Source organism: Veillonella sp. Ser01 (assembly GCF_053850375.1).
Map to the genome: position 1 here is coordinate 24,562 of NZ_JBSPUA010000006.1, position 26,961 is coordinate 51,522.

General features: G+C 38.8%; 27 protein-coding genes, 3 tRNA genes and 1 pseudogene. 29 read left to right on the forward strand and 2 right to left on the reverse strand.

All coding sequences use genetic code 11. The features are described from left to right. The first annotated feature begins 22 nt into the window (after window positions 1–22). The 24 genes from ACWTVK_RS08660 to ACWTVK_RS08775 all read left to right on the forward strand — a co-directional run bounded on the left by ACWTVK_RS08660 (window position 23) and on the right by ACWTVK_RS08775 (window position 19,243). Entirely contained in the window at window positions 23–880 is an 858-nt protein-coding gene (locus ACWTVK_RS08660) for an aminotransferase class IV (RefSeq protein WP_316061914.1), read from the forward strand. 55 nt (window positions 881–935) lie between these two features. Continuing rightward, window positions 936–1,982 carry a methionine ABC transporter ATP-binding protein gene (locus ACWTVK_RS08665; protein ID WP_456046569.1) on the forward strand — a complete coding sequence of 349 codons (1,047 nt, stop codon included), beginning with the start codon at window positions 936–938 and terminating at the stop codon, window positions 1,980–1,982. Then, window positions 1,963–2,616, forward strand: a complete 654-nt coding sequence (locus ACWTVK_RS08670) for a methionine ABC transporter permease (protein ID WP_024066186.1) — start codon at window positions 1,963–1,965, stop codon at window positions 2,614–2,616. The genes ACWTVK_RS08665 and ACWTVK_RS08670 overlap by 20 nt, the downstream gene beginning before the upstream one ends. Before the next feature lie 9 nt (window positions 2,617–2,625). After that, entirely contained in the window at window positions 2,626–2,922 is a 297-nt protein-coding gene (locus tag ACWTVK_RS08675; RefSeq protein ID WP_005387967.1) for a YerC/YecD family TrpR-related protein, read from the forward strand. Between the two features lie 65 nt (window positions 2,923–2,987). Further along, entirely contained in the window at window positions 2,988–3,782 is a 795-nt protein-coding gene (locus tag ACWTVK_RS08680) for a TSUP family transporter (RefSeq protein WP_456046570.1), read from the forward strand. A gap of 11 nt (window positions 3,783–3,793) precedes the next feature. Then, window positions 3,794–4,561 (forward strand): SDR family NAD(P)-dependent oxidoreductase, encoded by a 768-nt coding sequence (locus ACWTVK_RS08685; RefSeq protein WP_119208432.1) that lies wholly within the window; start codon window positions 3,794–3,796, stop codon window positions 4,559–4,561. A 137-nt stretch (window positions 4,562–4,698) separates the two neighbouring features. Continuing rightward, window positions 4,699–5,550, forward strand: a complete 852-nt coding sequence (locus tag ACWTVK_RS08690; RefSeq protein ID WP_005387972.1) for a hypothetical protein — start codon at window positions 4,699–4,701, stop codon at window positions 5,548–5,550. Window positions 5,551–5,569: 19 nt separating this feature from the next. Next, window positions 5,570–5,914, forward strand: a complete 345-nt coding sequence (locus ACWTVK_RS08695; protein WP_060924113.1) for a YkvA family protein — start codon at window positions 5,570–5,572, stop codon at window positions 5,912–5,914. 118 nt (window positions 5,915–6,032) lie between these two features. Further along, on the forward strand, window positions 6,033–6,452 hold the full coding sequence (locus ACWTVK_RS08700; protein ID WP_005387975.1) for an acyl-CoA thioesterase: 420 nt from the start codon (window positions 6,033–6,035) through the stop codon (window positions 6,450–6,452). Beyond that, complete coding sequence (gene murI / locus ACWTVK_RS08705; RefSeq protein WP_456046571.1) at window positions 6,445–7,248, forward strand: glutamate racemase; 804 nt, start codon at window positions 6,445–6,447, stop codon at window positions 7,246–7,248. The genes ACWTVK_RS08700 and murI overlap by 8 nt, the downstream gene beginning before the upstream one ends. A 12-nt stretch (window positions 7,249–7,260) precedes the next feature. Continuing rightward, a complete protein-coding gene (locus tag ACWTVK_RS08710) occupies window positions 7,261–7,800 on the forward strand; it encodes a hypothetical protein (protein ID WP_105085335.1) in 540 nt (179 codons plus the stop codon). A 12-nt stretch (window positions 7,801–7,812) separates the two neighbouring features. Continuing rightward, on the forward strand, window positions 7,813–8,463 hold the full coding sequence (locus ACWTVK_RS08715) for a coenzyme F420-0:L-glutamate ligase (RefSeq protein ID WP_005387981.1): 651 nt from the start codon (window positions 7,813–7,815) through the stop codon (window positions 8,461–8,463). A gap of 64 nt (window positions 8,464–8,527) precedes the next feature. Beyond that, window positions 8,528–10,237 (forward strand): hydantoinase/oxoprolinase family protein, encoded by a 1,710-nt coding sequence (locus ACWTVK_RS08720; protein WP_456046572.1) that lies wholly within the window; start codon window positions 8,528–8,530, stop codon window positions 10,235–10,237. Beyond that, entirely contained in the window at window positions 10,227–11,639 is a 1,413-nt protein-coding gene (locus ACWTVK_RS08725) for a histone deacetylase family protein (RefSeq protein WP_456046573.1), read from the forward strand. Before ACWTVK_RS08720 ends, ACWTVK_RS08725 begins: the two co-directional genes overlap by 11 nt. Window positions 11,640–11,743: 104 nt before the next feature. After that, a complete protein-coding gene (rph, locus tag ACWTVK_RS08730) occupies window positions 11,744–12,499 on the forward strand; it encodes a ribonuclease PH (RefSeq protein WP_456046574.1) in 756 nt (251 codons plus the stop codon). 1 nt (window position 12,500) lies between these two features. After that, on the forward strand, window positions 12,501–13,076 hold the full coding sequence (locus ACWTVK_RS08735) for an XTP/dITP diphosphatase (protein WP_456046575.1): 576 nt from the start codon (window positions 12,501–12,503) through the stop codon (window positions 13,074–13,076). 66 nt (window positions 13,077–13,142) lie between these two features. Then, on the forward strand, window positions 13,143–13,640 hold the full coding sequence (locus ACWTVK_RS08740; RefSeq protein ID WP_105085340.1) for a metallophosphoesterase family protein: 498 nt from the start codon (window positions 13,143–13,145) through the stop codon (window positions 13,638–13,640). A gap of 87 nt (window positions 13,641–13,727) precedes the next feature. Then, window positions 13,728–14,510, forward strand: a complete 783-nt coding sequence (gene speD, locus ACWTVK_RS08745) for an adenosylmethionine decarboxylase (RefSeq protein WP_287499228.1) — start codon at window positions 13,728–13,730, stop codon at window positions 14,508–14,510. Window positions 14,511–14,779: 269 nt separating this feature from the next. Next, entirely contained in the window at window positions 14,780–15,985 is a 1,206-nt protein-coding gene (locus ACWTVK_RS08750; RefSeq protein ID WP_456046576.1) for an NAD(P)-dependent malic enzyme, read from the forward strand. 262 nt (window positions 15,986–16,247) lie between these two features. After that, window positions 16,248–16,324 (forward strand) — tRNA-Pro (locus tag ACWTVK_RS08755). Window positions 16,325–16,335: 11 nt separating this feature from the next. Then, window positions 16,336–16,409 (forward strand) — tRNA-Gly (locus ACWTVK_RS08760). A gap of 105 nt (window positions 16,410–16,514) precedes the next feature. Continuing rightward, window positions 16,515–16,591 (forward strand) — tRNA-Arg (locus ACWTVK_RS08765). A gap of 86 nt (window positions 16,592–16,677) precedes the next feature. Continuing rightward, entirely contained in the window at window positions 16,678–18,168 is a 1,491-nt protein-coding gene (locus ACWTVK_RS08770; protein ID WP_456046577.1) for a DUF5677 domain-containing protein, read from the forward strand. Next, a complete protein-coding gene (locus ACWTVK_RS08775; RefSeq protein ID WP_456046578.1) occupies window positions 18,143–19,243 on the forward strand; it encodes a hypothetical protein in 1,101 nt (366 codons plus the stop codon). The genes ACWTVK_RS08770 and ACWTVK_RS08775 overlap by 26 nt, the downstream gene beginning before the upstream one ends. 16 nt (window positions 19,244–19,259) lie before the next feature. On the opposite strand, the pseudogene ACWTVK_RS08780 reads toward ACWTVK_RS08775, so the two are convergent. Both ACWTVK_RS08780 and ACWTVK_RS08785 read right to left on the reverse strand, forming a co-directional pair. Then, a pseudogene (locus ACWTVK_RS08780) lies at window positions 19,260–19,739 on the reverse strand (site-specific integrase); the annotation flags it as partial. A 73-nt stretch (window positions 19,740–19,812) separates the two neighbouring features. Then, window positions 19,813–20,001 carry a hypothetical protein gene (locus ACWTVK_RS08785; RefSeq protein WP_456046579.1) on the reverse strand — a complete coding sequence of 63 codons (189 nt, stop codon included), beginning with the start codon at window positions 19,999–20,001 and terminating at the stop codon, window positions 19,813–19,815. A gap of 360 nt (window positions 20,002–20,361) precedes the next feature. Between ACWTVK_RS08785 and ACWTVK_RS08790 the strand changes: the two genes are divergently transcribed. The 5 genes from ACWTVK_RS08790 to ACWTVK_RS08810 all read left to right on the forward strand — a co-directional run bounded on the left by ACWTVK_RS08790 (window position 20,362) and on the right by ACWTVK_RS08810 (window position 26,830). Next, the gene (locus tag ACWTVK_RS08790) at window positions 20,362–22,566 is read left to right on the forward strand and encodes an ATP-dependent Clp protease ATP-binding subunit (protein WP_287499230.1); all 2,205 of its coding nucleotides are present in this window, start codon (window positions 20,362–20,364) and stop codon (window positions 22,564–22,566) included. A 271-nt stretch (window positions 22,567–22,837) separates the two neighbouring features. Continuing rightward, window positions 22,838–23,608, forward strand: coding sequence for a LamB/YcsF family protein (locus tag ACWTVK_RS08795; RefSeq protein ID WP_456046580.1), 771 nt, complete (start codon window positions 22,838–22,840; stop codon window positions 23,606–23,608). Window positions 23,609–23,794: 186 nt separating this feature from the next. Then, on the forward strand, window positions 23,795–24,991 hold the full coding sequence (locus ACWTVK_RS08800) for an NRAMP family divalent metal transporter (protein WP_456046581.1): 1,197 nt from the start codon (window positions 23,795–23,797) through the stop codon (window positions 24,989–24,991). A gap of 74 nt (window positions 24,992–25,065) precedes the next feature. Further along, window positions 25,066–25,806, forward strand: a complete 741-nt coding sequence (gene pxpB, locus ACWTVK_RS08805) for a 5-oxoprolinase subunit PxpB (RefSeq protein ID WP_456046582.1) — start codon at window positions 25,066–25,068, stop codon at window positions 25,804–25,806. Next, entirely contained in the window at window positions 25,796–26,830 is a 1,035-nt protein-coding gene (locus ACWTVK_RS08810; RefSeq protein ID WP_456046583.1) for a 5-oxoprolinase subunit C family protein, read from the forward strand. Before pxpB ends, ACWTVK_RS08810 begins: the two co-directional genes overlap by 11 nt. Window positions 26,831–26,961 lie beyond the last annotated feature (131 nt).

Consider the following 26,961-nt stretch of genomic DNA (forward strand, 5'->3'; position numbering starts at 1 on the left):
ATATAGAAAAAGAGGTGCTCCTATGCAAGAATTAACATATTTTAATGGCGAGTTCGTTGAACCAGGTGCCAAAGTTATCAGTATTGATGACCGTGGATATTTGTTTGGTGACTCTGTATACGAAGTGGTACGTGTCGTAAAAGGCCGTTGCTTCGCATTGTCTTACCATCAAGATCGCTTGTATCGCTCTATGCGTGAAATGGATATTCCAGTAAAAATGACCCCAGATGATTTAACAGAATTGCACGAAATTTTAATCGAGCAAAGTGAAATCAAAGAGGGCTATATTTATTTGCAAATCTCTCGTGGTGTAGCGCCACGCCATCATGCATACGATCGTTCTAAACTAGAACCACAAATGCTCATGTCTATCCGCAATTTGGATATGGATGAGGTTAATAAATTGGGTGAAGGTGTAAAAGCGATTGCATTACCTGATGAGCGTTGGGACCATGTAGATGTTAAGACTACTAATTTGATTCCAAATATTTTGGCACAAACTAAAGCGGAGAAGAAATTTGCTTATACTGCCATGTTGTTCCGTGATGGCGTTTGTACAGAAGGTGCAACATCTAATGTATTTGCTGTCAAAGATGGTATCTTGTATACTCATCCAGCAGATAATCATATCTTAAAAGGTATTACGCGCCAAATGATTTTGACCCGCGTAGCACCATCTCTAGGTATTACCGTTATTGAAAAAGAATTTGACCGCGCTTTTGTAGATGATGCGGACGAATTATTCTTTACCGATACAATTGGTGGTGTCATCCCAATTACTAAGCTAGACAGAAATCCAGTATCTGGTGGTAAACCAGGTGCTATTACACTTCGTCTACGCGAAGCACTAGAAAAATTGATGGAAGAAGGTTTGCCTTAATAGGTAATCTACTTTCATTACATGGTAAACTTTTACCTTAAGAAAGGACATTATTTTGATTCAATTACAACACATTAGTAAAGTCTATGAAGGCGCTACTCGTGTGGAAGCCTTAAAAGATATTAGCCTTGATGTTAAAGAGGGTGAAATCTTTGGCATTATCGGTCAATCTGGGGCCGGTAAATCCACATTGATTCGATGCATCAACATGCTTGAAGCGCCTACATCTGGCTCTGTTATCGTTAATGGTACAGATTTAACAACACTTAGCAAATCCGATTTGCGTAAAGCGCGCAAAGATATTGGTATGATTTTCCAACATTTTAACCTTTTGTCCTCTCGTACAGTGTATGACAATGTGGCATTCCCGTTGGAATTACAAGGCTTGAGCAAATCTGAAATCAAGGAACGCATTACGCCAATCCTTGATATCGTAGGCCTTACTGAGCGTATGAACAACTATCCATCCCAATTGTCTGGTGGTCAAAAACAACGTGTTGGTATTGCTCGTGCCTTAGCGTCTAATCCAAAGGTTCTTCTTTGTGATGAAGCTACATCTGCTCTAGATCCGCAAACAACAGAATCCATTTTGAAATTGTTGAAAGATATCAATGAAAAAATGGGCCTTACTATCGTTCTCATCACTCATGAAATGCACGTAATCCGTGAAATTTGTGATCGTGTAGCGGTTATCGAAGGCGGTGTAATCCTTGAGGAAGGTAGCACTGTTGAAGTATTTACACATCCTCGTGAAAATACTACAAAAGAATTCATCAGCTCTGTTGTGAGTGACAACTTACCACCAGAAGCGCTAGAACATTTGGAATTGCATGATCAATGGATCGGAGGTACAGCTCCATTAGTACGCCTTAAATTTACAGGTCAATCTACGGATGAACCTGTAGTGGCAGGTCTCGTACGACGCTTTAACCTCGATGTAAGTATCCTCTTTGGTGGCATCGACTATATCCAAAATACATGCGTTGGTCGCCTTATCGTTATCTTGAATGGTGACCCTGAAAATGCGCAAGAGGGCTTAGATTACATCAAAACATTACCAATTGAAAGCGAGGTGATCGGTTATGTCAGAGCAAATCATTAATCTTCTCATAACTGGTACCCTTGATACATTGCAAATGACCATCATCTCTACGGTCATGGCTATGTTACTTGGTATTCCTCTCGGTGTTATTTTGGTAGTAACCTCTAAGGGTCATATCTTAGAAAATGTAGCGCTTAATAAGGTGCTAGGTGCTATCGTCAATGCAACGCGTTCCGTACCATTTATCATTTTGATGGTAGCTATCATTCCATTCACTCGTATGGTAGCAGGCACATCTATTGGTACCACTGCAGCTTGTGTACCTTTAACAATCGCTGCAATTCCATTCTTAGCACGCCTTGTAGAAACATCTATTAAAGATATTAACTTTGGCGTAATTGAAGCGGCCCAATCCATGGGGGCAAGTCCACTCCAAATCATTTGGAAAGTATTATTACCTGAAGCATTGCCTACGATTATCGATAATGTAACGGTTCTTATTGTTAACCTCATCAGTTACTCTGCAATGGCTGGTGCTATTGGTGGCGGTGGCCTTGGTGATATTGCTATCCGCTATGGTTACCAACGTTTCCAAGCTGATATTATGATTGCTACCATTATCATCTTGATTATTTTGGTACAATTAGTCCAAATGATTGGCGATGCTTGGTCTAAAGCGATGAATAAGAAGTAGGAGGATCCTATGAGTATCAATGAGAAGTTGAGAAGTGAACAAAACGATGAGCTATTCACCGCTATATTAACGCTTGAAAATACTGAGGAATGCTATGCATTCTTTGAAGATATCTGTACGATTAATGAATTGAAAGCTTTGTCTCAACGCTTACAAGTAGCAAAAATGCTACGTGCCGGTGATAGCTACGAAAAAATTGTAGAAGAAACAGGTGCGAGCACGGCTACTATTAGTCGTGTCAAACGATGCTTAGTCTATGGTGCTGATGGATACACATTAGCTTTAGATCGTCTAGGTGCAAAATAAAATAAACTAGCATGACAACGGTGGCCTTTTGGCGACCGTTGATGTGCTATCTATAGGAGGTTTATATGGAGTGGCTTATTGAGGTAACAGGTTTACCATTTGATATCCTAATTCTCGTTTTGCTCGCTGTAGCAGGTGCTTTTGCCGGCTTTGTAGACTCCATTGTGGGTGGTGGGGGCCTAATCTCTGTTCCCGCTATGCTATTAACCAACCTTCCGCCGAGCATGGCCTTAGGCAGTAATAAGCTGTCTAGTATATTCGGAGCTGGCAGTGCGTCAATTACATTCTTAAGAAATCATATGGTTGATTTTTCTCTAGTTCGTAAATTACTACCTTTTACATTTATAGGATCCATGCTTGGTACCTTAGCAGTTGTATCATTGCCACCCTTGTACGTAAAGCCTATTATTATCGTCCTACTCGTTTGTGTCACACTTTTTGTGGTATTAAAAAAGGATTGGGGCGAAATAAACCGTACCTCAGCAGTAGCAGGAAAAGCATTGTATATTTGCATGTCTTTTGCTCTTGGCATTGGTGTTTATGATGGTTTTATTGGTCCTGGTACAGGTACATTTTTGATTATGGGCTTTATTTTTACTGGCTTTGATTTTCTGCATGCTTCTGCGAATGCAAAAATATTGAATTTTACCAGTAATTTAGCATCCTTAATCGTATTTTTCTGCTTAGGTCACGTCAATATTAAGTACGGCTTAGCTACAGGGGTAGGCCAAATTATAGGTGCTTACTTAGGATCTCATTTAGCTATTGCTAAAGGTTCGTCGTTAGTACGTGTTGTATTCTTGTCGGTAACGACAGTTATGTTGTTGAAATTAGTCTATGACTATGTTTCCACATTATAGGAGGGCAAGGTATGCCTCATAAAAGTGATGTACAAGTGGCATTGATTAGTGGTGGCACATCGGGCATCGGATTTGCTACGGCAAAATTGCTTCTTAAAGAAGGCTGGTGTGTTGTCATTAACGGTCGTGATGAAAAATCAGGACAAAAGGCTAAGATGAAATTGCGCCGCTATTCTTCAAGGGTGCAGTACATCCAAGGGGATGTATCGAAGATTGAAGATTGTCAGCGTATTGTAAAAGAAACCGTTAAATTATTTGGCGGTGTTTCTGCTCTCGTAACAGCAGCAGGCTATTATGAAGAAGAGCTTCTAGCAGATGTAACGGAAGCTGCCTTTGATGAAATGTTTGGTACCAATGTGAAAGGTACGGTTTTCTTGTGCCAAGCGGCATTGCCCTATTTGCGCGCTACAAAGGGCAGTATCGTAACGGTAGCTAGTGATGCAGGCTTACAAGGCAATGTGGCTTGCTCTGTATACGGTGCTTCAAAAGGTGCGGTAGTGAGTTTTACGAAATCACTATCCCTTGAAATGGCACCACATAATGTGCGCGTTAACTGTGTTTGTCCTGGTGATGTGGATACCTCTTTAGTAGATAAACAAATTGCAAATGCTCAGCAAGATGCAGAGGCTGCTAAGGCTGAAATGGGCCAACATTATCCCTTGGGACGCATTGGTCAACCTCATGAAATTGGGGAGGTTATTGTATTTTTATTGAGTAATAAAGCTTCCTTTGTAACGGGGGCAGCATGGACTATCGATGGTGGTCTCACTAGTTGGTAAGATAGAAAATATTGGAAGTTATTTTATTTTTTAAATCTATAGATAATTAGAAAAATTCATTTCACTTCTAGCAATAGAATGGTATAATAATACTAATAATATGACCTATAGTTGGTTCACAACAAAGGAGAATACTTATGGCAGAATATAATGGCGTAACACTTGAGCCACTTATGGATGGTTCTCAAGATCGTGACTATCAAGTTGAACAATTTATTTTCTGGGGTGCAGGTCGTGCAGCGGCATTGGCATTATCCCCTAAATTCAGCAGTGTTGCTTTGTGCGCCAATGCAACGTATATGGTAACTCGCATTGCACATCTTTACGAAGTAGAATTGCAATCTGGTGCTGTAGTGGGTCTAGTTGGTGGTCTTAGCACAGCTGTAGGTACAGCGGCTATTTCTCTTCTTGTTCCTCTAAAAGCAGTTCGCGTTCCTGTAGCAGTTGGTTTAACATATGCTATCGGTAAAATTGCTCACATTTGGATCCAAGATGGTATGCCTTCTGATATCGAACGCTATAAACCAATGGTTGCTGAATTCCTTGAAAGCGGTAAAGCTATAGCAGGTGACATCATCCGTGATGCAAGTGCTAGCATTCCTTTCACACAAGGTCAACGCGACGTTTGGGCTGGTATTGCTAATGAAACAGGTCTTGCTAAAGAAACTTTGAAACAAGTTTACGAAGAAAAAGTAACACCTGCTATCGATAAATGGAATACAGAAACAAAATATCAAATCCATGACAATGCAGCAGAAGTTGTGGCGAAAGTAACCGATGCGGCAAAAGAGAAAATTGATGTTGCTAAAGGAAATATTGATGTAGCTAAAGAATTAGCTAAAGGTGGCGTAGAAGTAGCTAAAGCTTCTGCACAAGCTGCAGTAGAAACTGCAAAAACTAAAGCTAATGATGCTGTTGAAACAGCAAAAGATGTTGCTACAAACACTGTTAATACAGCAAAAGATAAAATTGGTGGTTTGCGCAAATAGGCGCTAAAGGATTATGAAGATGAATCCATTAAAAATTATTACATATGGTAAGTATTTTAACGAATCTAAATTCGCCGCTTTTTTAGGACGATATGGTAAGAAGCTTGCCTTTGTACAACGAGCAGTGACCTTGTTCCTTTGTATGCGTGACAAGGACACTCCAAAATATGTAAAAGCAGTCATTGCTGGTGCCTTAGGGTATCTCGTATTACCTATTGATATTGTACCGGATACAATTCCTGTATTAGGTTGGATAGATGATGTAGCCGTGCTTGGTCTTGCCTTCAAGGTTGCCAATCGTTACATTAAAACTCGTCATCAAGAAGAGGCAAAAAAATACTTCCCATTTGGTGGCAGTAACTAGCTTTTAACCATTAAGGCAGTTTGATCCGTTGCGATTGAACTGCCTTTATTTATTTGACACGCTAAAGTAATAGATATACAATGAAGGTTGTATTCTATGAAAAAAGAAGGATAAATATATGCATATTGCTTCAGTAAATGTACGCTTTTACGAAACCGATATGATGGGTATTGCGCACCATAGTAATCATTTTAGATGGTTTGAAATGGCACGCATTGAATTCCTTCGTCAAATCGGTGTAACCCTGTGGGATATGATGAATGAGGATATTGTATTTCCTATCATGAATGTATCCTGCAATTATAAAGAACCAGCAAATTTTGATGATGAACTTCACATCGAAACATATTTGGTTAAGATGACACGTGCTCAAATGATATTCCGTTATCGTATGCGCCGTGCCAGTGATGGTGCGCTCCTAGCTACGGGAGAGACTAAGAATGCATTTATGTCAAAATCAACAGGTAAAATTGTGCGATTAGACGATACTTTTTATCAGCCTATGTTAGCAGCTGTTGAGGAGATGCCTAATGAGTAATGTACAACAATTGCCTATCGGCGTGTTTGACTCCGGTGTAGGCGGGCTATCTGTTTTAAAGGTCTTACAAGAACAATTCCCTAACGAAGACTTCATCTATATTGGTGATAATGCGAATAACCCGGTGGGGAATCGTAGTGATGATGAAATTACTTATTTAGCTTGTCATATTGCAGAGGCTCTTGAAAAACAGCCTGTAAAATTGATGGTTATTGCTTGTAATACATTTACTGTTGTAGCCCTTGATGCGGTACGTGAACGCGTGTCTGTACCCGTTATTGGAGTATCACAAGGCGTAAAAACAGCGATTAGTCAAAGCAAAAGCAAGACAATTGGTATCATGGCGACGGCAGCAACTGTGAATAGTCATATTCATAAACATGTAGCCCTTGAAGTTGATCATGAAGTGCTCGTATGGGAGCAACCATGTCCTGAATTGGCAGGCCTCATTGAACAAGGTCATTTAGATGACTATTTTGTACGCGATGTATGTACTGAATATCTAGAGCCTTTATTATCTCGAGAAATTGAGGTCGTAGTTTTGGGTTGTACTCATTTCCCATTTGTACAACCTTTGCTAGAGGAACTAACGTCAGGGCGCATTCAATTCATCGACCCTGCTTTTGAAACGAGTGAACTTGTTCGCCGCAGATTAGAGGGTAAAGATTTGTTTAACCCTCAAAAAACGGCGGGTACTGTGTCATTGTATTTTACAAAGGATATTGAGCTTGGTGATACGTTGAGCGCCTCTTTCCTTGATACAAGTCGTCGCAGCATTGAACGTATTACATTATAAAGGAGATGCCCTATGTGGTTTTATAACATCCTAAGTGTAGTAATAGCTATTATTGTAGCTATTGCAGCTTTGTATTTATTATTCCGTTTGTTCGTATTGAAACAAGGTAATGAAAAGGTTATTTTATTGCCAAAACGTGCAACAAACTTCCAAGTATCTGATCGTAATTTTGAATCTATTACCTTGTTCTGTGATATTCCATTTGTGAACAAAGGACGTCAACTTGGTACAATTATGGACTTATTCCCACGTCCATTGTTGCCAGAGGAACATTTTGATGCTGTGAAAGTAGATGCATGGGCTATGGACATTAATCGTCCTCGTCATGATGGCTATTTTGAAGCTGTTATTATCAAACCTCGTAAAGGCGGTACTATTCGTGTATTCGTTACCTTAACAGGCAAAAATGGCAATATTCGTGAAGATATTAAGGGCTTCCCTTATATGGACATCGATATTTACTACCAAATCGTAGGCCGTACAGATTATCATATCGATAAACAACGTATTCGTTTGACTGCTGAAGAAGTTCAAGCAGCATTGGTTCAATAAGGAGGCATAACAATGGCAGAATTAGAGTTAGTATGTGTGCCAACACGTATTCTTACAGATAATGATGACATCGTGGATGCTATCGTTGAATTTGGCGGTCATAATATTGGACCTGAAGATATCGTATGTGTAGCTGAATCTGTAGTGGCTATTACACAAGGTCGTTTTACACGTCCTGAAGAGCTAAATGTTTGCTGGCAAGCTCGTTTAATTAATCGCTTTATCCATCCAGATGGATCTATGGCATCCATTTACGGCATGCAATCCGCTATGAATCTAGATGGTAAATGGAAAGTATTGGGTGCCTTCATTTTAGGCGCTATTGCTAAGATTTTCCGTAAACCAGGGGTATTCTATGCAATTGCTCGTGCAGCATCTTTAACAGATGATGTAACTGGTACAATGCCTCCATTCGACAAGCACATCGTATTTGGTCCAAAGGATCCAGATAAAGTAGCTGAGAAAATCGTATCTCGCACAGGCTGTTATGGCGCTGTTGTAGCTGACGTTAATGACTTGAAACGTTCCGCTGTGTTAGGTACAAGTCGTGGCATTGACGGTAATAAAATTGCACAATTGTTGATTGACAATCCATTTGGTAATGATAGCCAAATGACTCCGATTGTTATCATTAAAAATTACGCATCTGTATCTGGTAAATAACAGAAGGCTGTACTCATTACATAGAGATGGGTACAGCTTTTTTTTATACTAATTAGGAGGTCTTATGTTACTAGGTTTAGACGTAGGTGGTACTTTTACAGATGCGGTCATCATCGATGGCCATCGTGTAGTAGCATCTGCTAAAAGACGGACTACCAAAGATAATTTAATGCAAGGCATAGGCGAGGCCCTTGATGCAATTCTCCAACATTGTGATACTACAAATATTGATCAAGTTACGCTGTCTACTACTGTGGTAACAAACACCATTGTGGAAGAGAAAGAGCAAGTGGTAGACTTGTTTGTAGTAACGGGACCTGGCCGAAATGTGGATGATATATTCCCTGTAAATCCTATCTATCTTCAAGGCTATACTGATCATAGAGGTATTGTGGTGGAACGTACACCTACAAATGCAGTTCGAGATATAGCCAAAATGGTACAATCTCGCAGTGGCACAGATTTGGCTGCTGTATCTGCTAAATTTGGGGTACGGAATCCTCAAGAGGAATTATCTATAACAGAAGCATTGAAAGATAGATATAATACTATCTCTAATGGCAGCTTATTAAGCGGCTCTTTGAATTTTCCACGTCGCACTATTAGCGCATATTTTAATAGCGCTGTAACACCGGTATTTACAGTATTTAAGAAGAATGTAGAAGATGCGTTAAGCGTGCGAAACATTAAGGCTCCACTTCATATATTAAAGGCCGATGGAGGGTCTTTACCTATGGAACATATGGTGAGTAGACCAGTAGAGACCGCTTTTACAGGACCTGCAGCAACCGTACTGGGCTTATCTGCTCTTGGAGCTATTGGGAATGAACATACAGTTGCTTTAGATATTGGCGGTACCACTACAGATATTTCTTTGTGGAAACAAGGCAGACCGTTGATGACTAAAAGTGGTGTATCTATTCGTGAATACCCAAGTGCGGTACGCTCCTTTGCCGTTACCTCTGTTGGTATTGGCGGTGAATCTGTCGTTCGAATTGTAGATGGTGAAATTACTGTCGGACCTGAACGGGTGGGCCCATCGGTAGCATTAGGTGGGACAGAACCTACACTAGGGGATGCTCTCATTGTACTAGGTTATGCGTGTTATGGTGATGTTGGATTAGCTGAACGTGCTATGAATATATTGGCTAATAGACTAAATGCTAGTACAAAGGGAGTAACAACTCAGACTCAACAACAATTAGCAGAGGATATAACTGCTTCTGGCGTTGCTCAATCAATCGTAAATAAGGCGTTGCAAACAATTCAGCATGGTATAGATGAGGTGGTAAGGGCAGAAAACAAACGACCTATCTATGTAGTAGCGGATATTGTGAACCCCGATGTATTTGTGCCTGCTCAAATCGTGGTAGTAGGTGGAACGGCGCCAAGTCTTGGACCTAGCATAGGTAAATATATGGATTTACCGATTACCATACCAGAAAATGCGGCGGTGGCGAATGCTATCGGAGCAGCCCTAGCATTATCGACCATTGAACTCACTGTTCATGTCGATACAAAACGACGCTTACTCGTTATTCCTGAACTAGGGATTAAACAACAAACCTGTACGTTGAAGCGAGTAGAACAAGTGGTGGAACGAGCTAAAGAAGCCCTCAGTGAAGAAGCATTGCGTTTAGGTCTTGGTAAGGACCAAGATATAGAGGTCATTAGTATAGAAGATTTCCCTGTTGTTGAGGGCTGGCAATCGATGGAACGATTAATCACTGTAAAAGTACAATTAGCAGCGGGGGTGAAACAGTATGTGGAATAAAGGCTTATCCTATCGTGAGCGTCATGGACTTATTAATAGCAATAAAAGTGTACATAATAAGTTGAATACTGACAAAAATACATCAAATCATAGTTTAGGGCTTGTATTCTTCCCTGCTTTCGACTGGAAAATTTCTGAAACTCATCCAGAACGACAAGAGCGCTTGCTGTATACGCGTGATCAAATCGTTGAGGAAGGCTTATTAGATATACCTAATATTGTGGAATATAATCCTATCGTAGCCGATTGGGATACCATAGAGCGCGTTCATGTAGGCGCTCCTGACTTAGAGTCCTGGGTAACGGAAGCACATCGTGTGTCTGCAGGTGGGGCTATTGCCGCTGCTGATGCGGTTATGCGCGGTGAAGTAGATCGCGCTTTTGCCTTAGTAAGACCGCCAGGGCATCATGCGATGGCCATGGTTCATGGTATTCGTGGTTTCTGTACCATTAACATTGAAGCTGTCATGATTCAACATATGCGTCAAACCTATGGTATTAAACGGGTTGCTGTAGTGGATACAGATGTACATCATGGTGATGGCTCTCAAGATGTGTTCTACCATGATCCAGATACACTATACATTAGTTTCCACCAAGATGGACGGACCTTATATCCTGGCACAGGTTTTATGGATGAATTCGGTGGTCCACAGGCTATCGGTGGAAATATAGATATTCCATTGCCACCTGGGACTGGTGACGAAGGCTTGATGAAGGTTATGCGTGAGTTAGTATTGCCAATCCTAGAAGAATTCCATCCAGACATTGTTATTAATTCTGCGGGGCAAGATAATCACTTTAGCGATCCATTGGCTAATATGCAGGTAACCGCAAAGGGCTATGCTGAGCTTGTAGATTTATTGCAAGCAGATATAGCTGTTTTAGAAGGTGGTTACTCCGTACAAGAAGCATTGCCATATGTAAATACTGGTATCATTTTATCTATGGCAGGCCTTGATTACAGCAAGGTCGTCGAACCTGCCTTTGATCCTGTTAAATATAAGCAAAGCCAAAATGTAACCGCTTATATTGATGACCTTATCGCTAAGTGGAAGGTACAATGGGCTAACCGTCATAAGATGGCCAAAGAGGAACGCACCGGTGTGGGCGATATATGGTCGAACCGCTACAATGTGTACTATGATGAAACAGGTGTACAAGAGGAACGCCTTGAAAAGGTGCGCATGTACGAAAATAAAGTTGGATGGCATAGCGTACTTTCACATGGTCAATATGGACCCTATGGGCCACAAAGTGTTTATGCCATGTTCATTCCTTGGCAAGCCGATGAGGGAACTCGTCAAGATGCCATTACAGAGGCCAAACGGGCTAAAGCAGAAGGCGGTGCAAGCCGCTATGTTGTGGTAGATCCACTTGGTGATGGACAATATATAATCTGATTCGTAGTGATAAAAAATAGTTAAATTGTGATATAATAAAAAAAGATAACGCCCCTTTGTGTAAGGGGCGTTCTAATGTTTAGATTTAGAATGGTGAGGTTCCTATGCGCAGCGATAATAGAACAGCAGGTCAATTGCGACCTATTAAAATAACACGGAATTTTACAGAGTATGCAGAAGGTTCTGTACTCATTGAGTGCGGCAAGACAAAGGTTATCTGTACGGCTACTGTGGAGGATTCTGTGCCGCGATGGCTCAAAGGTTCTGGCCAAGGCTGGGTAACAGCAGAATACTCCTTGTTGCCACGTTCTACGCAAACTCGCGTTAGTCGTGAGGCTGCAAAGGGGAAACAAACGGGCCGTACTGTAGAAATTCAGCGCCTTATCGGTCGTGCATTACGCGCTGTTGTAGACCTTGAAGCATTAGGTGAACGCTCTATTACAATCGACTGCGATGTAATCCAAGCCGATGGTGGCACGCGTACAGCATCTATTACAGGTGCTTTTGTAGCCCTTGTTGATGCGGTGGATTTCACCTTTGGTGGAGCAGGAAAATTCCCAATTACTGACTTCTGTGCAGCTATTTCAGTAGGTATTGGTCCAGAAGGCCCTATTACGGACCTTTGCTACGAAGAGGATAGTGCGGCTATCGTTGACATGAACGTGGTGCGCACCGGCTCTGGTAATATGGTTGAGGTACAAGGTACTGGTGAACATGGTACCTTTAACCGTGATGAGCTCAATGCATTACTTGATTTAGCAGAGGCTGCTACAGATGAGCTCATGGCAAAACAACGGGAAGTACTTGGTACAACAGCAGATAAAGTAGGTAAGGTATATTCTACAGCTCCGGAGGTGTAAGGTGGAACAAATCGTATTAGCTACAGGCAATAAAGGGAAAATTCGTGAATTTTCTGAGGCTTTCTCCCATTTATCTATCGATTGTATACCAGTAAAAGAGGTTGTTACCATTGAGGAACCTGAGGAAACGGGTACCACTTTTATGGAAAATGCTCTATTAAAGGCTCGCTACTACGCAAAGGCTACCAATCGTCCATGTCTTGCCGATGATTCTGGCATCACCGTAGATGCTCTTAATGGGGCACCAGGCGTATATTCTGCGCGTTATGCAGGTCATCATGGTGATGATCAAGCTAATAATGAAAAATTAATTCGCGAACTGCAAGGTAAGAGCGACCGTACAGGTCATTATGTATGTGCCTTAGCTCTCGTATATCCTGATGGCCGTGAAGTGACAGCTGAAGGCTATTGTGATGGACTTGTTCAAGATGAGCCAAAAGGGGACAATGGTTTTGGCTATGATCCATACTTCTATGTACCTGAATTTGAAAAGACAATGGCAGAACTTAGTATTGAAGAAAAGGAAACCATTAGCCATCGTGGCCGTGCTTTACGCAAATTAATTAACAAGCTTTAATATTTTCGAACTATATGGTATAGTTCATATAAATATGTAATATAATAGTATTAGAGAACTTATAAAATGAAACGAATTGGTATTTTAAGTGATACCCATGGGTATCTAGATGATATAGATCTTGTCTTGGAGGCTACAGCAGACCAAGAAATTGATATGTGGCTTCATGCTGGTGATTATGGCGATGATGCAAGATATATGCAGGAACATACTGATATTCCTGTGTATGCAGTGCGCGGTAATAATGACCGTGTACAGCCTCTTGAACCGCGAGAACAGTTGATTCCTCTTGAGGATACCTATATTTACATGACTCATGGTCATGAGGTATCATATTATAATCGAATACAAAAACTGATTGAGTTAGGCACTGATATGGGGGCGCGACTCATCGTGTCCGGTCATAGTCATCATCATGGTGAGGTTCGTGTTCGTGATGCGGTATTTGTGAATCCCGGCAGTATATCGTTGGCTCGTGACCGCTCAGGCGGTACATTTGCTATCGTTACCTACGATAATGGACAGTTTGATGTAGAGTTTGTGTACAAACAAGATATTGTTTAGTTATATGGTAAAAGCTTTGAACCTCAATGGTTCGAAAAGCTTTCAAAAAAATAGTAAGTCTATGCATGGAAAGGGTTATGACATATCATGGATACACCAGTTAAAGCAAAGCCTAAAATGAAATTATATGGTTTTAATAATCTCACAAAGACATTGAGTTTTAATATTTATGATATTTGTTATACTCGTACAGAAGAAGAGAAAAAACAATACATTCAGTACATTGATGAAGTATACAATGCGGATCGTTTAACAGCTATCTTAACAGAGGTTAGCCATATTATTGGTGCCAACATCCTTAACGTAGCGAAACAAGACTACGACCCTCAAGGTGCGTCTGTTACGATTTTGATTTCTGAAGAGGAAATTGAAAAGGAAGATGTAGTCATGCATCTTGATAAATCTCACCTTACTGTACATACTTATCCTGAAAGCCATCCGCACAAAGGAGTTAGTACGTTCCGTGCCGACATTGAAGTATCTACATGTGGTCAGATTTCTCCACTTAAAGCACTTAATTATTTGATTCAAAGCTTTGATTCCGATATCCTCACAATGGACTACCATGTTCGTGGCTTTACACGTGACGTATCTGGCAAGAAAATTTATATCGATCATCGCATCAACTCTATCCAAAACTACATCAATGCAAAAACTCGCAACATGTACAATATGATTGATGTGAACGTATATCAAGAAAATATTTTCCACACAAAAATGATGTTAAAAGAATTTGATTTAGATAACTATCTCTTTGGTATTACTGAATCTGAATTGAGTGAACGAGAAATCAAACAAATTAAACATCAATTAAAACAAGAAATGATGGAAATTTTCTATGGTCGTAATTTGCCATCTGTAAAAGCATAAATAAAAAATATATATTCTGTATGCTATGTGTCCTATCGGATAATATGTATATAGTACCAAAGTAGATAAGTCGTATATGGCTTATCTACTTTTTATTTAATTATCATTTTTATTACTAAATTAGATTAATTGAATTTAATTCTAAAATATTCGAAAAACTATATCGAAAAAACTTGAATTGTTATATATCATTTTGTATAATACAATTAGTTAAAGGTATTAATTACCGACTCAAAAGAGTCCGAGTTTATCCACAAAGGAGAATTATTATGGACGTACGTGAATTAGCTGTACAAAAAAAACGTGAATTAAAAGGTTTCCTTACTGTAGGAACAAAATATGAATTAAAAGACGCTCATGATTTATCTGTAGCTTACACACCAGGTGTAGCAGAACCATGCTTGCGTATTAAAGATAATGAAGCAGAATCCTTTGAATTAACTTGCCGTTCCAACATGGTTGCCGTTGTATCCGACGGTACTCGTGTACTTGGTCTTGGCGATATCGGTGCTGCAGCAGCATTGCCTGTAATGGAAGGTAAATCTTTATTATTCAAAAAATTCGGCGATGTAGACTGCATTCCATTGGTTGTAGATACAAAAGATGCTGATACATTGATCAACACTGTAAAATTATTGCAAAAAAACTTTGCTGGCATTAACTTGGAAGATATTTCTTCTCCTAAATGCTATGAAATCGAAAACCGTTTGAAAGAAGAATTGGAAATCCCTGTATTCCATGATGACCAACACGGTACTGCAATCGCATGTTTGGCTGGTGTAAAAGGCGCTCTTCGTTTAGTTAAAAAAGATTTAGCTACTGCTAAAATCGTTGTAAACGGTGCTGGTGCTGCTGGTGCAAACATTGCTCGTTTGTTATATCTTGCAGGCGCTCGTGATATTACATTGTTAGTATCTTCTGGTGTATTGCACAAAGATTACAAACGTCTTGACTCCTTGCAAGCTGAATTGATCGACTTGCTTAAACTTGAAGAAAAACATGGCAACTTGGCTGAAAATGCTAAAGGTGCTGATATTCTTCTTGGTGTATCTGCAGCAGGTGCTTTTACAAAAGAAATCTTGGAAAACTTGGCTGACGATGCAATTGTATTTGCTATGGCTAACCCTAACCCAGAAGCTACATATGCAGATATGAAAGCTGCTGGTATCCGCGTTGCTGGTACAGGCCGTTCTGACGCTCCTAACCAAATCAACAACGTAGCAGTATTCCCAGGCGTATTCCGCGGCGCTATCGATGTTCGTGCATCTAAAATTACTGATGAAATGAAATTGGCTGCTGCTGACGCATTGGCTCATTTGATTCCAGACAGTGAATTGAACGAAGAAAACGTAATGCCATCCGTATTCGATCCTCGTGTAGCTCCAGCTGTTGCTAAAGCAGTTGCTGAAGTTGCTGTAAAACAAGGTATCGCTAAAAACCCTGGCGTAGTAGAAGACGGTAGCTACGAAGGTTAATCTATTTGCTGTAAAAGCATTGGCACAACCACAATAGAACAATAGGATAATATAACATGCACCTCGAAAGAGGTGCATGTTTTTTATATGTACTAATAAAATTTAAAAAATTAATGAAGTTGTAAAAAAGTACTTGTCACTAATTTGTATCAATGATATAATAATTTTCGTTGCAGAGCGATACTCAATAGAGTAAAAACTCAGCAAGAGTAGTGGTTGACATCAACTACCAGGTTTGCTATAATTAGCAAGTAATTAATGACGGGGCATAGCGCAGTTTGGTAGCGCACCTGGCTTGGGACCAGGGGGTCGCAGGTTCGAATCCTGCTGCTCCGACCATTTTTTTATTTGCGGGTGTAGCTCAATGGTAGAGCCCCAGCCTTCCAAGCTGGTCGCGAGGGTTCGATTCCCTTCACCCGCTCCATTTTTTTTTGCCTTTTTTAGGGTAAACTGCAATAGAGCACAGTTGACGATACATAGTACATAATTTATACTATAATAGATAATTACATATATAGGTAATCCACATGGTTCAGTAGCTCAGTTGGATAGAGCAACGGCCTTCTAAGCCGTGGGTCGGGGGTTCGAATCCCTCCTGGATCACCAAGTAAATAAGCGAGTTTTCAGAAATGAAGGCTCGTTTTTTTGTATTCGATTAGTAGTTACATTAGTAGTTTTGGTGGTGAAGAATCATGAAACCTAAATTATCTGGATATACATGGAAAAAAGGAATTTTTCAATCTGTATGGAATGAAATTGCAAATCCGTTAGAAACTGAAAAAAGTTGGACATATGGACAACTCCCTGAATATATTTGGTTAGCTTTAATTCTTGATAAATTAGGACGAATAGAGGGAATTAATCAGTCTGTTAGAATTTTGAAATACTGGAAAGAGATAAATCCTAAAATTGAAGATTGTAGGTTTTCTACACTTCTTGCTGAATCAGTAGAAAATCAGCAGGAATTATTCGATCAGATTCGATTATCTGTTGGTGATAATACGCTTGAGCCATTAACGCTCATTTTTGATATACATGAGTATCCAACGTTTAATGGTAATTTTTATAATAAGATGAGTATTGAGAAACGCTTATCAAAAATAGAACAAATAATGCAAGAATGTATGGGAAGTCAAACTAATATGACTACTGATATAAAATATATTGTTTTATTTTTCCGCTCAATATGTAATAAGATTAAAGTCATGAAGGGGCAGGAACATATAATTGATTATTTGAACGATTATGCAAGGTTGCCTCATGAGAATGAAAAAATGCAAACAATTCGACCTCTTGTTCGTTCGATGTTTGGTACTATTCAATTTATGGATAAAAGTAATTTAGTATATTTGAATAAATTTTGGGAGGATTTAAGTTGTATGTCTACATGCAAGTTGTTTTCAGTTAATCTTAGCGAAGTAGATGAGCAGAATTTGAATAAAGACCAGTGTGTTGAGGCATTTCAAAATATCTTTGATTACTTTATTTCAATCAAACAAGATGTTCTAATTTTAGATGAAAAAATGACAGTGCTTTTAGGGTTAGCTGTATTTGCATATAATCGGTTTTATGAGGTATATAAACATGATTTAGATAATAGCATATCTGGGAGAAGTTCAGTTCGGGGACTATTTGAAATACTTATCATAATGAAGTATTTAATTCATGAGGCGAATAATCACGATAACATCTGGATGGATTACCAGTTATATGGTTTAGGAAAGTATAAACTAGTATGTGAAGTGAATAAAGATAAAATCAATATGCCAGAAGGTGAAGGTACTCATATTCCTTTAAAATATTTAAATATTTTAGTTGAAGAGTTTTTTAGGCCTGAGTTTTTAGATATAAATACAAACTATTTTGACGATACTAATATTAGGAAGAAGGCAGAAATCACAGGCTTAGCAGATCTTTATGCCACTTATTATGAATATCTTACATCTTATGAGCATGGCTTTTGGGGGAGTGTTAGAGAGAGCTCTTTTGTAAAATGTGATAATCCTGCACATCAATATCACTGTATACCTTCTATAGAGCAACATGATAACTTAACATCTGTGTGGAATGATTGTGTATTGCTAATGCATCATATTGTGAATGTTCTTAATGAAGAATATGGAATTCCTGATAAATTGTTAGTTGAGGTGAATAAATTTGGTCCAAAATCAGTTAATGGATAGGCTTAATCAAATTCAGGATGAATATAAGATATTATTACTTAAAATTGAGGATTCTCTTACTAGGAATCCGGATTATGTAGAAAATATTTTAGATTCTGTTCTCATATTTTGGAAGAAACATGAAACTCTAGTAGATATTTTTTTAAACTATCAACTTGAAAGTTATAGTGCCCATCTTTATACTGCAGCAGATTATTTAGATATTGATGGCCTTGAACACTATCCTTTTTTAGCTCAAGGAAAAATTCATATAATGGATGACCCTTTAGCTAAAATGTGCGATACGACTCTAAGATTGTCTAGTGATGAGAAAATTAATACTCAAGCTATGATTGAGCATGTTTCATTTCTTATCAGTGATAACATCAAATTATTAGAATTGGAAGAACGGCCCATTTGGTTATTACCTGTTAGGGAAAATAATAGGACAGAGGGATCTAGTGAAATTAATTCATTAGCTGAACAATTATTCTTGAATTTATTTACGGATATAGAATCAATTGAAGTATATATGAAAACATGTATTACAATTGTAGACATAAAGAACCATCTAAGACCTGAATTGCTAGATGGAATTCTTTTATTTAATGAGGATGTAAAGGAGGATACATTTGAAAAGCGAATGGAAGGACTTATTAGCTATAGCTCCAAAGTACCCCACCTAAGACATTTTTGTGAAGTCAAAGATTATAAATCTGTATTTTTATTGTCAATAATAGGTTATTTGATACAGGCAATTGATATTTTTTTGCTATCAGAAGAATATAAAATTATACCTTACATAAGATCAAAGTCCGCATTTTATTACTACAGTTCGCTTTGCTATCAACATTTGGAAAATGAAATCAGTGCAGATAAAATGCTTTTTAAACATGCAATTTATTGTCATTTAATCTATCTGGCATTTGATAGATCGATTGTAGAAAAAATCTCTTTAAAACAATACTTAGATATTATAAGTACGCTAGACATAAATATTGATTTGATTGAGATGAAGGACTTGAAAGATATAAAAAAAGTAGTGGATAATAATTTAGCAACTTTATATTCAAAAATTAATGAAGAGGCTAATTAGTTTTTGAAAGGGAGGGTTATATGCCTAAACTATCTAAAGCATGAACCGCCTCTTTCTGTATATCAGGTACTAAATGCGAATAGGTATCTAATGTTAGTATAATCGAGGAGTGTCCTAACCGTTCTTGTACTATTTTAGGGTTTATTTTTTGAGAGAGTAGAATAGTTGCATGTGTATGGCGAAGATCATGAAAGGTAATATGTTCTAAATGTAGCTGTTTTAATACAGGAATAAAATATCTAGATTTAAAGTTACTTGTAGATAATACTTTACCAAAGATACCAGATATTACAATTCCAGAAGTATCTGTCCATTTATCACCGATTTCCTGAATATACGTATATTGAAACTCTTTATATGTTCTAAGATCCTCTTGTAACTCTTTACTAATTGGTATACCACGGCGTGATGTTTTAGTCTTTGTTTCTTGAAATAATTGCTCGTTGGTACCAGTTTGAATACTACGGCGAATAGAGATAATAGAGCGGTCTAAGTCAACGCAATCCCAGCATTATACAGTATTGAATAGAAATATAAAAATATATACGTTATGTATGAGGTAAAATGTATTAAAATTTGGTATTATTTCTTCTAAGCCGTGGGTCGGGGGTTCGAATCCCTCCTGGATCACCAAAGAAATAAGCGGATAGTTCGTAATGAGCTATCCGCTTTTTTACTTCTTTATTAGTATCACTAGTCATGATGGGGGACTCTTGGGTTGTTGGGAGATTGCCGATTTTCGGATCTTTCAGTGTCATAGATCAAACTCCTTTATTATTTATTCGACTTTTATATTTCTTATATATTTGACTTTTATATCTATTATATAGGGAATAAATCAATATAAACAATCTGATTTATAATAAATAACCTAAAAGTTCAAATTTAATTATCTCTCACAAATCCAGCAATTATCTATATTCTTGCCATATAAATATAATTAGTCAAAATAAAAGTCAAAAAAAGTCAAAAATTTTATCTTTGACCTATTGACTTTTTGACTTAATCAGATTATTATAATGTCATAAGGTTGAAGAAACCTAGAAATAAAGCAAGAAATTAAACAGACTTAAAAAGTCAAACAGATATACTTGTAGTAAAAAAGTGAGGTAATTTATATGAACAACAATTTCAATAACTTTGGTAGCGATTTCGGTAGCATGAATGATTTATTCAATCAATTGATGGGGAACATGGGTGGTTATTCCACAGAAAACCGTCGTTATAAAATTAATGGTCGTGAAGTGACTCCAGAAGAGTTTGCTTTCTATCGTCAAACTGGTCGTTTACCTTCTAATGAAGAAATGCAAGCTGCTCAAGCTGCACAACAAGGTAAAATGAAACAAGATGGTATCCTTGCCAAGTTGGGTACAAACTTAACTCAACAAGCTCGTGATGGTAAACTCGATCCTGTTATTGGCCGTAATAAAGAAATCCAAGAAACAGCAGAAATCTTAGCACGTCGTACTAAAAACAATCCTGTACTCGTAGGTGATGCTGGTGTTGGTAAAACAGCTGTAGTAGAAGGTTTAGCACAAGCAATCGTCAATGGCGATGTTCCTGCAGCTATTAAAAATAAAGAAATCATTTCCATCGATATTTCCGGTTTGGAAGCTGGTACTCAATACCGTGGTTCCTTCGAAGAAAATATCCAAAACCTTATCAAAGAGGTTAAGGCTGCTGGTAACATTATCTTGTTCTTCGATGAAATCCACCAAATCTTGGGTGCTGGTTCCACAGGTGATGGTCAAGGTTCTAAAGGCTTAGCAGATATTTTGAAACCTGCTTTGTCCCGTGGTGAAATGACTGTTATCGGTGCTACAACACAAGATGAATACCGTAACACAATCATGAAAAACGCAGCTCTTGCTCGTCGTTTCAATGAAGTAAAGGTAAATGCACCATCTCCAGAAGATACTTTCAAAATTTTACAAGGCATTCGCCCATTGTATGAAGCGCATCATAACATTGAATTGCCAGATGCTGTGTTGAAAGCAGCTGTAGATTATTCCGTACAATACATTCCTCAACGTAGCTTACCAGATAAAGCTATCGACTTGATCGATGTAACAGCAGCTCACTTGGCTTCCCAACATCCTGTAACTGATATCAAAACATTAGAAGCAGATATTGCAGAGGCTAAAGCAAAACAAGAAGAGTTTGCTCAAAAAGAAGATTACGAATCCGCTATTAACGAAAAAATGCGTATTCAAAAATTACAAGAAGAAATCGACAACCACACTGAAAACCAAAAGGTTGTGGCTCAAGTTAACGATGTAGCGGAAGCGGTTGAAAGAATGACTGGTATCCCTGTATCTCAAATGGGTGCATCCGATATTGAACGCTTGAAAGACATGAAATCTCGTTTACAAGCTCATGTAATCGGTCAAGATAAAGCAGTAGAAGCTGTATCTAAAGCAATCCGTCGTAACCGTGCAGGCTTTGACGAAGGTAACCGTCCAATCGGTAGCTTCTTATTCGTAGGTCCTACTGGTGTTGGTAAAACAGAATTGGCTAAACAATTAGCACTTGATATGTTCGGTAACAAAGATGCTATCATCCGCTTGGATATGTCCGAATACAGTGATCGCACAGCCGTTTCTAAATTGATTGGTGCTACAGCTGGTTATGTTGGTTACGAAGATAACTCGAACACATTGACTGAACGTGTTCGTCGTAATCCTTACTCTATCGTATTGTTCGACGAAATCGAAAAAGCAGATCCTCAAGTTATTACATTGCTTCTTCAAGTGTTAGATGATGGTCGCTTAACAGATGGTCAAGGTAACACTGTAAACTTCAAAAACACTGTTATCATTGCTACATCTAACGCAGGCTTTGGTTATGGTCAAGATAATGACGATGAAAATAAAGTAGATGTAATGGAACGTATCGCTCCATTCTTCCGTCCAGAATTCTTGAACCGTTTCAATGCAGTTATTGAATTCAATCAATTGAAAAAAGAAGACTTGAAGAAAATCGTAGATTTGATGCTTGATCAAGTAAATAAAACTTTAGCTAAAAAAGAAATTACTCTTGATGTAACTGAAGCAGCTAAAGAATTATTGATGGAACAAGGGTACGATAAAACTATGGGCGCTCGTCCATTACGTCGTGTTATCGAATCTGAAATCCGCGATAATGTAACTGACTTCTACTTGGATCACATCGATGCAAAACACTTGCTTGCTGATGTTGTAGATGGTCACATTGTAATTAGCGACAAAGATGCTGCTAATACGTCTGATGATAAATCTGCAGATGATAAAGCTGCAGACGACAGCAAACAAGCTGATGATGCTGCATCCAAGGATAATAAATAATCGATAGGCTATCGACACTAACTAATGAATCCCTTACAACTCTCTCCATATATAAACTAATGATAGACCTATTGATATTGAGAGCACCCCACATAATGTGGGGTGCTTTTTTGTGTCTTAATATGCATTTTAATATGTGTATTAATAAAGAAATTTTGTATACATGACAAAAATCATTGCTAATATATCGATTTATTTAGTATAATCATATCTATAAATTCAATATTCTATAGAATTTAAAAAAGAGATGAAGAAAGGGAGGAGATTATTGATGTCACATTATGTAGATCTAAATAGCGATTTAGGTGAAAGTTTTGGCAACTACACATTAGGCATAGATGGTGAAGTGTTAAATCACGTCACAAGTGCTAATGTTGCCTGTGGATGGCATGCTGGAGATCCTCTCATTATGGATGCTACAGTTCGCATGTGCAAGGAAAAGGGCGTAGCCATAGGGGCTCATCCTGGTTATCCTGATCTTATGGGCTTTGGTCGTCGAGCAATGGCAGTAAATCCTGCAGAGGCTAAAGCATATATGATATATCAAGTTGGTGCACTACAAGCCTTCTGTGATAGCTATGGTGTTACATTACAACATATGAAATTACACGGTGCTTTTTATAACACTGCTTGTGTAACTCCTGCATTGGCAGATGCTGTATTAGATGGCTTACAAGCGGTAAACCCTAATATTGCAACTATGGTGTTGAGCGGTAGCTATATTGCTAAAGAAGCAGAGCGTCGAGGCATTCCTGTAATTCAGGAGGTATTTGCTGATCGCGGTTATACAGATGAAGGTACATTGGTACCTCGTACAGAACCTGGCGCTTTCATTAAAGATCCTCAAGAGGCTCTTGAACGAGTACTTATGATGGTTACAGAAGGCAAGGTTGTCACTAATACAGGTAATACTATTGATATTGTAGCTGATTCCGTATGCGTCCACGGCGATAACCCTGAAGCAATAGCTTTCACAAATTATATCCGTGAAGGCCTTACAAAAGCGGGCGTTACAGTGGCTAATTTTCAAAACCGTAAATAGTAAAACGGCGATTATAAAATAAGCAATACATAGCTAATATGTAATGCTTAGCTAATATATAATACATAGCAAATACGTAATAAATAGTGAATACGTAATAAATAGTGAATACGTAATAAATAGTGAATATGTAGTAAATAATAAATACATAATAGATTGTTAATAAATTATTGTGTGGAGGTTTTTATGAAACCAATTTCAGGTAAAGCAAGTTTATCTGTCCTCTTGGGGGCAGCTTTCTTGATGGCTACGTCTTCTATTGGGCCGGGCTTTATGTTACAAACGGCGGCATTTACAAATGATTTAAAAGCAGACTTTGCGTTTGCCATCATTGTGTCTGTTATTTTTTCAATTATTGCACAGCTTAATGTGTGGACCATTATTGGCATATCTAAAATGCGTGGTCAAGATATTGCAAATAAAGTATTGCCAGGACTTGGCTATTTCGTAGCATTCTTGATTTCCCTTGGGGGCCTTGCGTTCAATATCGGCAACATTGGGGGCGCATCTATGGGCCTAAACATTGTATTTGGTATTGATACGACGACTGCGGCGGCTATCAGTGGTATCTTGGGTATTCTATTATTCGCATCTCCAAAAATGGGTGGTGTACTAGACAACACCGCTAAAATTCTTGGTACGGTAATGCTTGTATTGATTGGTTATGTAGCGTTTTCTACAAACCCTCCAGTGGCTGAAGCGGTTACTCATGCGGTGGCACCAACGCATTATCCATGGCTTGCAACTATTACCCTTATCGGTGGTACCGTAGGTGGTTACATTACATTCTCTGGCGGTCACCGCCTCATTGATGCAGGTATTACTGGTCAAGAACATTTGAAAGATGTACGTCGTGCAGCCTTCATGGGTATGTCCGTAGATGCAGTGGTTCGTATCTTGTTATTCTTAGCGGTTCTTGGCGTTGTGTCTATGGGGCATGTACTAGACCCTAAAGATCCAGCTGGCTCTGCATTCCTTCTTGGTGCTGGTGAAATTGGTCATAAATTATTCGGTATCGTGTTCTTCTGTGCAGCCTTAACATCTGTAGTAGGTGCAGCGTACACATCGGTGTCCTTCTTAAAAACATTATTCAAAGTGGTAGAACGCAATGAGAAATTGACTATTATGACATTTATCTTCGTTTCTACATGTATTTTGATCTTCATTGGTAAACCAGCATCCTTGTTGATTTTGGCTGGCTCCGTAAACGGCTTAATCTTGCCGATTACATTGGCAGTAATGCTCTTTGCTACTCATAAATCTGAAATCGTAGGAGACTACAAACATAATAAACTGTTGTATTATACAGGATGGATTGTAGTACTTGTAACAGCATACATTGGTGTTACATCCTTACAAGGTATTGCTAAATTACTAGGTTAATTTGATAGTTGTGAAAGTACCATTATTTTCGTTTGAAGGTAATGGTTCTTTCTGGTTTTAGGAAGGAGATACCTATGAAACCTATAATTTCACCTGTAGGGGATTGCGCTATCTCTATTGATTTTGGTCAAGTCATCGATCCAAAGATTAATCGACATATTCGTCAAACGATAGAGCGAATTCAAGAGCTAAATCTAGAGGGGATTATTGAATTAGTACCTACCTATTGTGCATTGCTTTTGCAATATGATGCTATGTTATACTCCTATGCAGAATTGTGTAACATCATTGAGCCTACATTGGAGCAGACTGTAACAGATAATACTAATGAATTTGTTACCGTCGTGGAAATTCCTACCGTATACGGTAGTGAGTTTGGTCCAGACCTTGGTTTTGTAGCCTCTCATAATAATCTAACTGAAGATGAGGTTGTAGCCATTCATAGTGGTACTGATTACTTGGTATATATGCTTGGCTTTATTCCTGGGTTTACCTATTTGGGCGGCATGGATCCACGCATTGTAACACCTCGTTTGTCCTCACCAAGAACATTGATACCTGCAGGTTCTGTAGGTATTGCGGGAGCTCAGACTGGCACGTATCCATCCGACTCTCCAGGGGGCTGGCAAATCATTGGCCGTACACCGGTAACCATGTATGATATATCTAAGGAACAAGCGGCGCTATTGAGTGCCGGTGACTATGTGCGTTATGTGCCCATAGATGAAGCGGAATATAATCGTATTAAAGCATTGGGGGCGGACTATGCGCCGTCCATGTATGAAGTAGAGGTAGGTGAGTTGCGTGGCTATTAATGAATTCAAATCAGCATCTATCTACGTAAATGCACCTGGCATGTACACTACCATTCAAGATGAAGGACGCGTTGGGTTCCAACAATATGGTATGCCTGTAGCAGGTCCTATGGATAGTGAAAGCTATCTCTTGGGGCAAGCGCTGGTAGGTAATGTAGAAATGGCAGGTGCTTTAGAGTGCACATTGTTGCCGCCGACACTCACCGTGAAAGGCACATGTATCGTTGCTTTCACAGGAGCTGACATGGAACCAACTATCAATAGTGTACGAGTACCGAGATATATTCCATTTGTATGTCACGACGGCGATGTCATTTCCGGCGGTTTTAGCCAATGTGGCGTGCGCATGTACATTTCTTTCTCTGGAGGTATCGACGTGCCAAGCATCAACGGCAGTGTATCGACCCATACAAAGGCGAAAATTGGAGGCCTTGAGGGGCGACCATTACAAAAGAGCGATGAACTTGGCATCAAAGCGTTCACCAGAGATGAAGTGCATGTTTGCGATTACCGTGGTGAAGGGCACACTCTATTCAATACTGCCTTATATAACCGTGGGGGCCGTGAATGTCATGAACCATTACGCGTTGTATTAGGTGATCAGGCAAAACATTTCACCGAGAAGGGAATCAAGACCTTTAGTGATAACATCTATACACTGACTGTAGAATGTGACCGTATGGGCTTCCGCTTAGATGGTCCTGAAATTGAACACGTAGATAGTGCAGATATTATTTCTGATGGTGCCGTATTTGGCTCTATCCAAGTGCCATCGAATGGACATCCCATTGTCCTCATGGCAGATCGCCAAACAACAGGGGGCTATACAAAAATAGGCACTATCATTACCGCAGACCTACCGCGGCTTAGCCAATTGCCGGTAGGGGATGGTATTAATTTTAATATCGTGTCTATTGATGAAGCGCAAGATATATACCGAGCGTATATGGGACGTTTAAAGAAACGTATCAAATTAGCACATGAACAAAGTGCTTATGTATTTAAATTAAATAATGTCATATAAAAAATAACGTCTAAAGAGATTATTCTTTAGACGTTATTTTTGTTTTGGGCTGTCAATTTATCTCAATTTGACTGAAATGCTAATTTATAAAAATTTAATGAAATATAGTACTGTAAAACAGGTGGAGTTAT

Coding starts and splice junctions, on each gene's coding strand:
- ACWTVK_RS08690 (WP_005387972.1), top strand. CDS start 4,699: ATGGCAGAATATAATGGCGTAACACTTGAGCCACTTATGGATGGTTCT.
- speD (WP_287499228.1), top strand. CDS start 13,728: ATGGATACACCAGTTAAAGCAAAGCCTAAAATGAAATTATATGGTTTT.
- rph (WP_456046574.1), top strand. CDS start 11,744: ATGCGCAGCGATAATAGAACAGCAGGTCAATTGCGACCTATTAAAATA.
- ACWTVK_RS08715 (WP_005387981.1), top strand. CDS start 7,813: ATGGCAGAATTAGAGTTAGTATGTGTGCCAACACGTATTCTTACAGAT.
- ACWTVK_RS08670 (WP_024066186.1), top strand. CDS start 1,963: ATGTCAGAGCAAATCATTAATCTTCTCATAACTGGTACCCTTGATACA.
- ACWTVK_RS08720 (WP_456046572.1), top strand. CDS start 8,528: ATGTTACTAGGTTTAGACGTAGGTGGTACTTTTACAGATGCGGTCATC.
- ACWTVK_RS08750 (WP_456046576.1), top strand. CDS start 14,780: ATGGACGTACGTGAATTAGCTGTACAAAAAAAACGTGAATTAAAAGGT.
- murI (WP_456046571.1), top strand. CDS start 6,445: ATGAGTAATGTACAACAATTGCCTATCGGCGTGTTTGACTCCGGTGTA.
- pxpB (WP_456046582.1), top strand. CDS start 25,066: ATGAAACCTATAATTTCACCTGTAGGGGATTGCGCTATCTCTATTGAT.
- ACWTVK_RS08725 (WP_456046573.1), top strand. CDS start 10,227: ATGTGGAATAAAGGCTTATCCTATCGTGAGCGTCATGGACTTATTAAT.
- ACWTVK_RS08675 (WP_005387967.1), top strand. CDS start 2,626: ATGAGTATCAATGAGAAGTTGAGAAGTGAACAAAACGATGAGCTATTC.
- ACWTVK_RS08680 (WP_456046570.1), top strand. CDS start 2,988: ATGGAGTGGCTTATTGAGGTAACAGGTTTACCATTTGATATCCTAATT.
- ACWTVK_RS08800 (WP_456046581.1), top strand. CDS start 23,795: ATGAAACCAATTTCAGGTAAAGCAAGTTTATCTGTCCTCTTGGGGGCA.
- ACWTVK_RS08785 (WP_456046579.1), bottom strand. CDS start 20,001: ATGACACTGAAAGATCCGAAAATCGGCAATCTCCCAACAACCCAAGAG.
- ACWTVK_RS08660 (WP_316061914.1), top strand. CDS start 23: ATGCAAGAATTAACATATTTTAATGGCGAGTTCGTTGAACCAGGTGCC.
- ACWTVK_RS08695 (WP_060924113.1), top strand. CDS start 5,570: ATGAATCCATTAAAAATTATTACATATGGTAAGTATTTTAACGAATCT.
- ACWTVK_RS08795 (WP_456046580.1), top strand. CDS start 22,838: ATGTCACATTATGTAGATCTAAATAGCGATTTAGGTGAAAGTTTTGGC.
- ACWTVK_RS08770 (WP_456046577.1), top strand. CDS start 16,678: ATGAAACCTAAATTATCTGGATATACATGGAAAAAAGGAATTTTTCAA.
- ACWTVK_RS08790 (WP_287499230.1), top strand. CDS start 20,362: ATGAACAACAATTTCAATAACTTTGGTAGCGATTTCGGTAGCATGAAT.
- ACWTVK_RS08740 (WP_105085340.1), top strand. CDS start 13,143: ATGAAACGAATTGGTATTTTAAGTGATACCCATGGGTATCTAGATGAT.
- ACWTVK_RS08700 (WP_005387975.1), top strand. CDS start 6,033: ATGCATATTGCTTCAGTAAATGTACGCTTTTACGAAACCGATATGATG.
- ACWTVK_RS08685 (WP_119208432.1), top strand. CDS start 3,794: ATGCCTCATAAAAGTGATGTACAAGTGGCATTGATTAGTGGTGGCACA.
- ACWTVK_RS08710 (WP_105085335.1), top strand. CDS start 7,261: ATGTGGTTTTATAACATCCTAAGTGTAGTAATAGCTATTATTGTAGCT.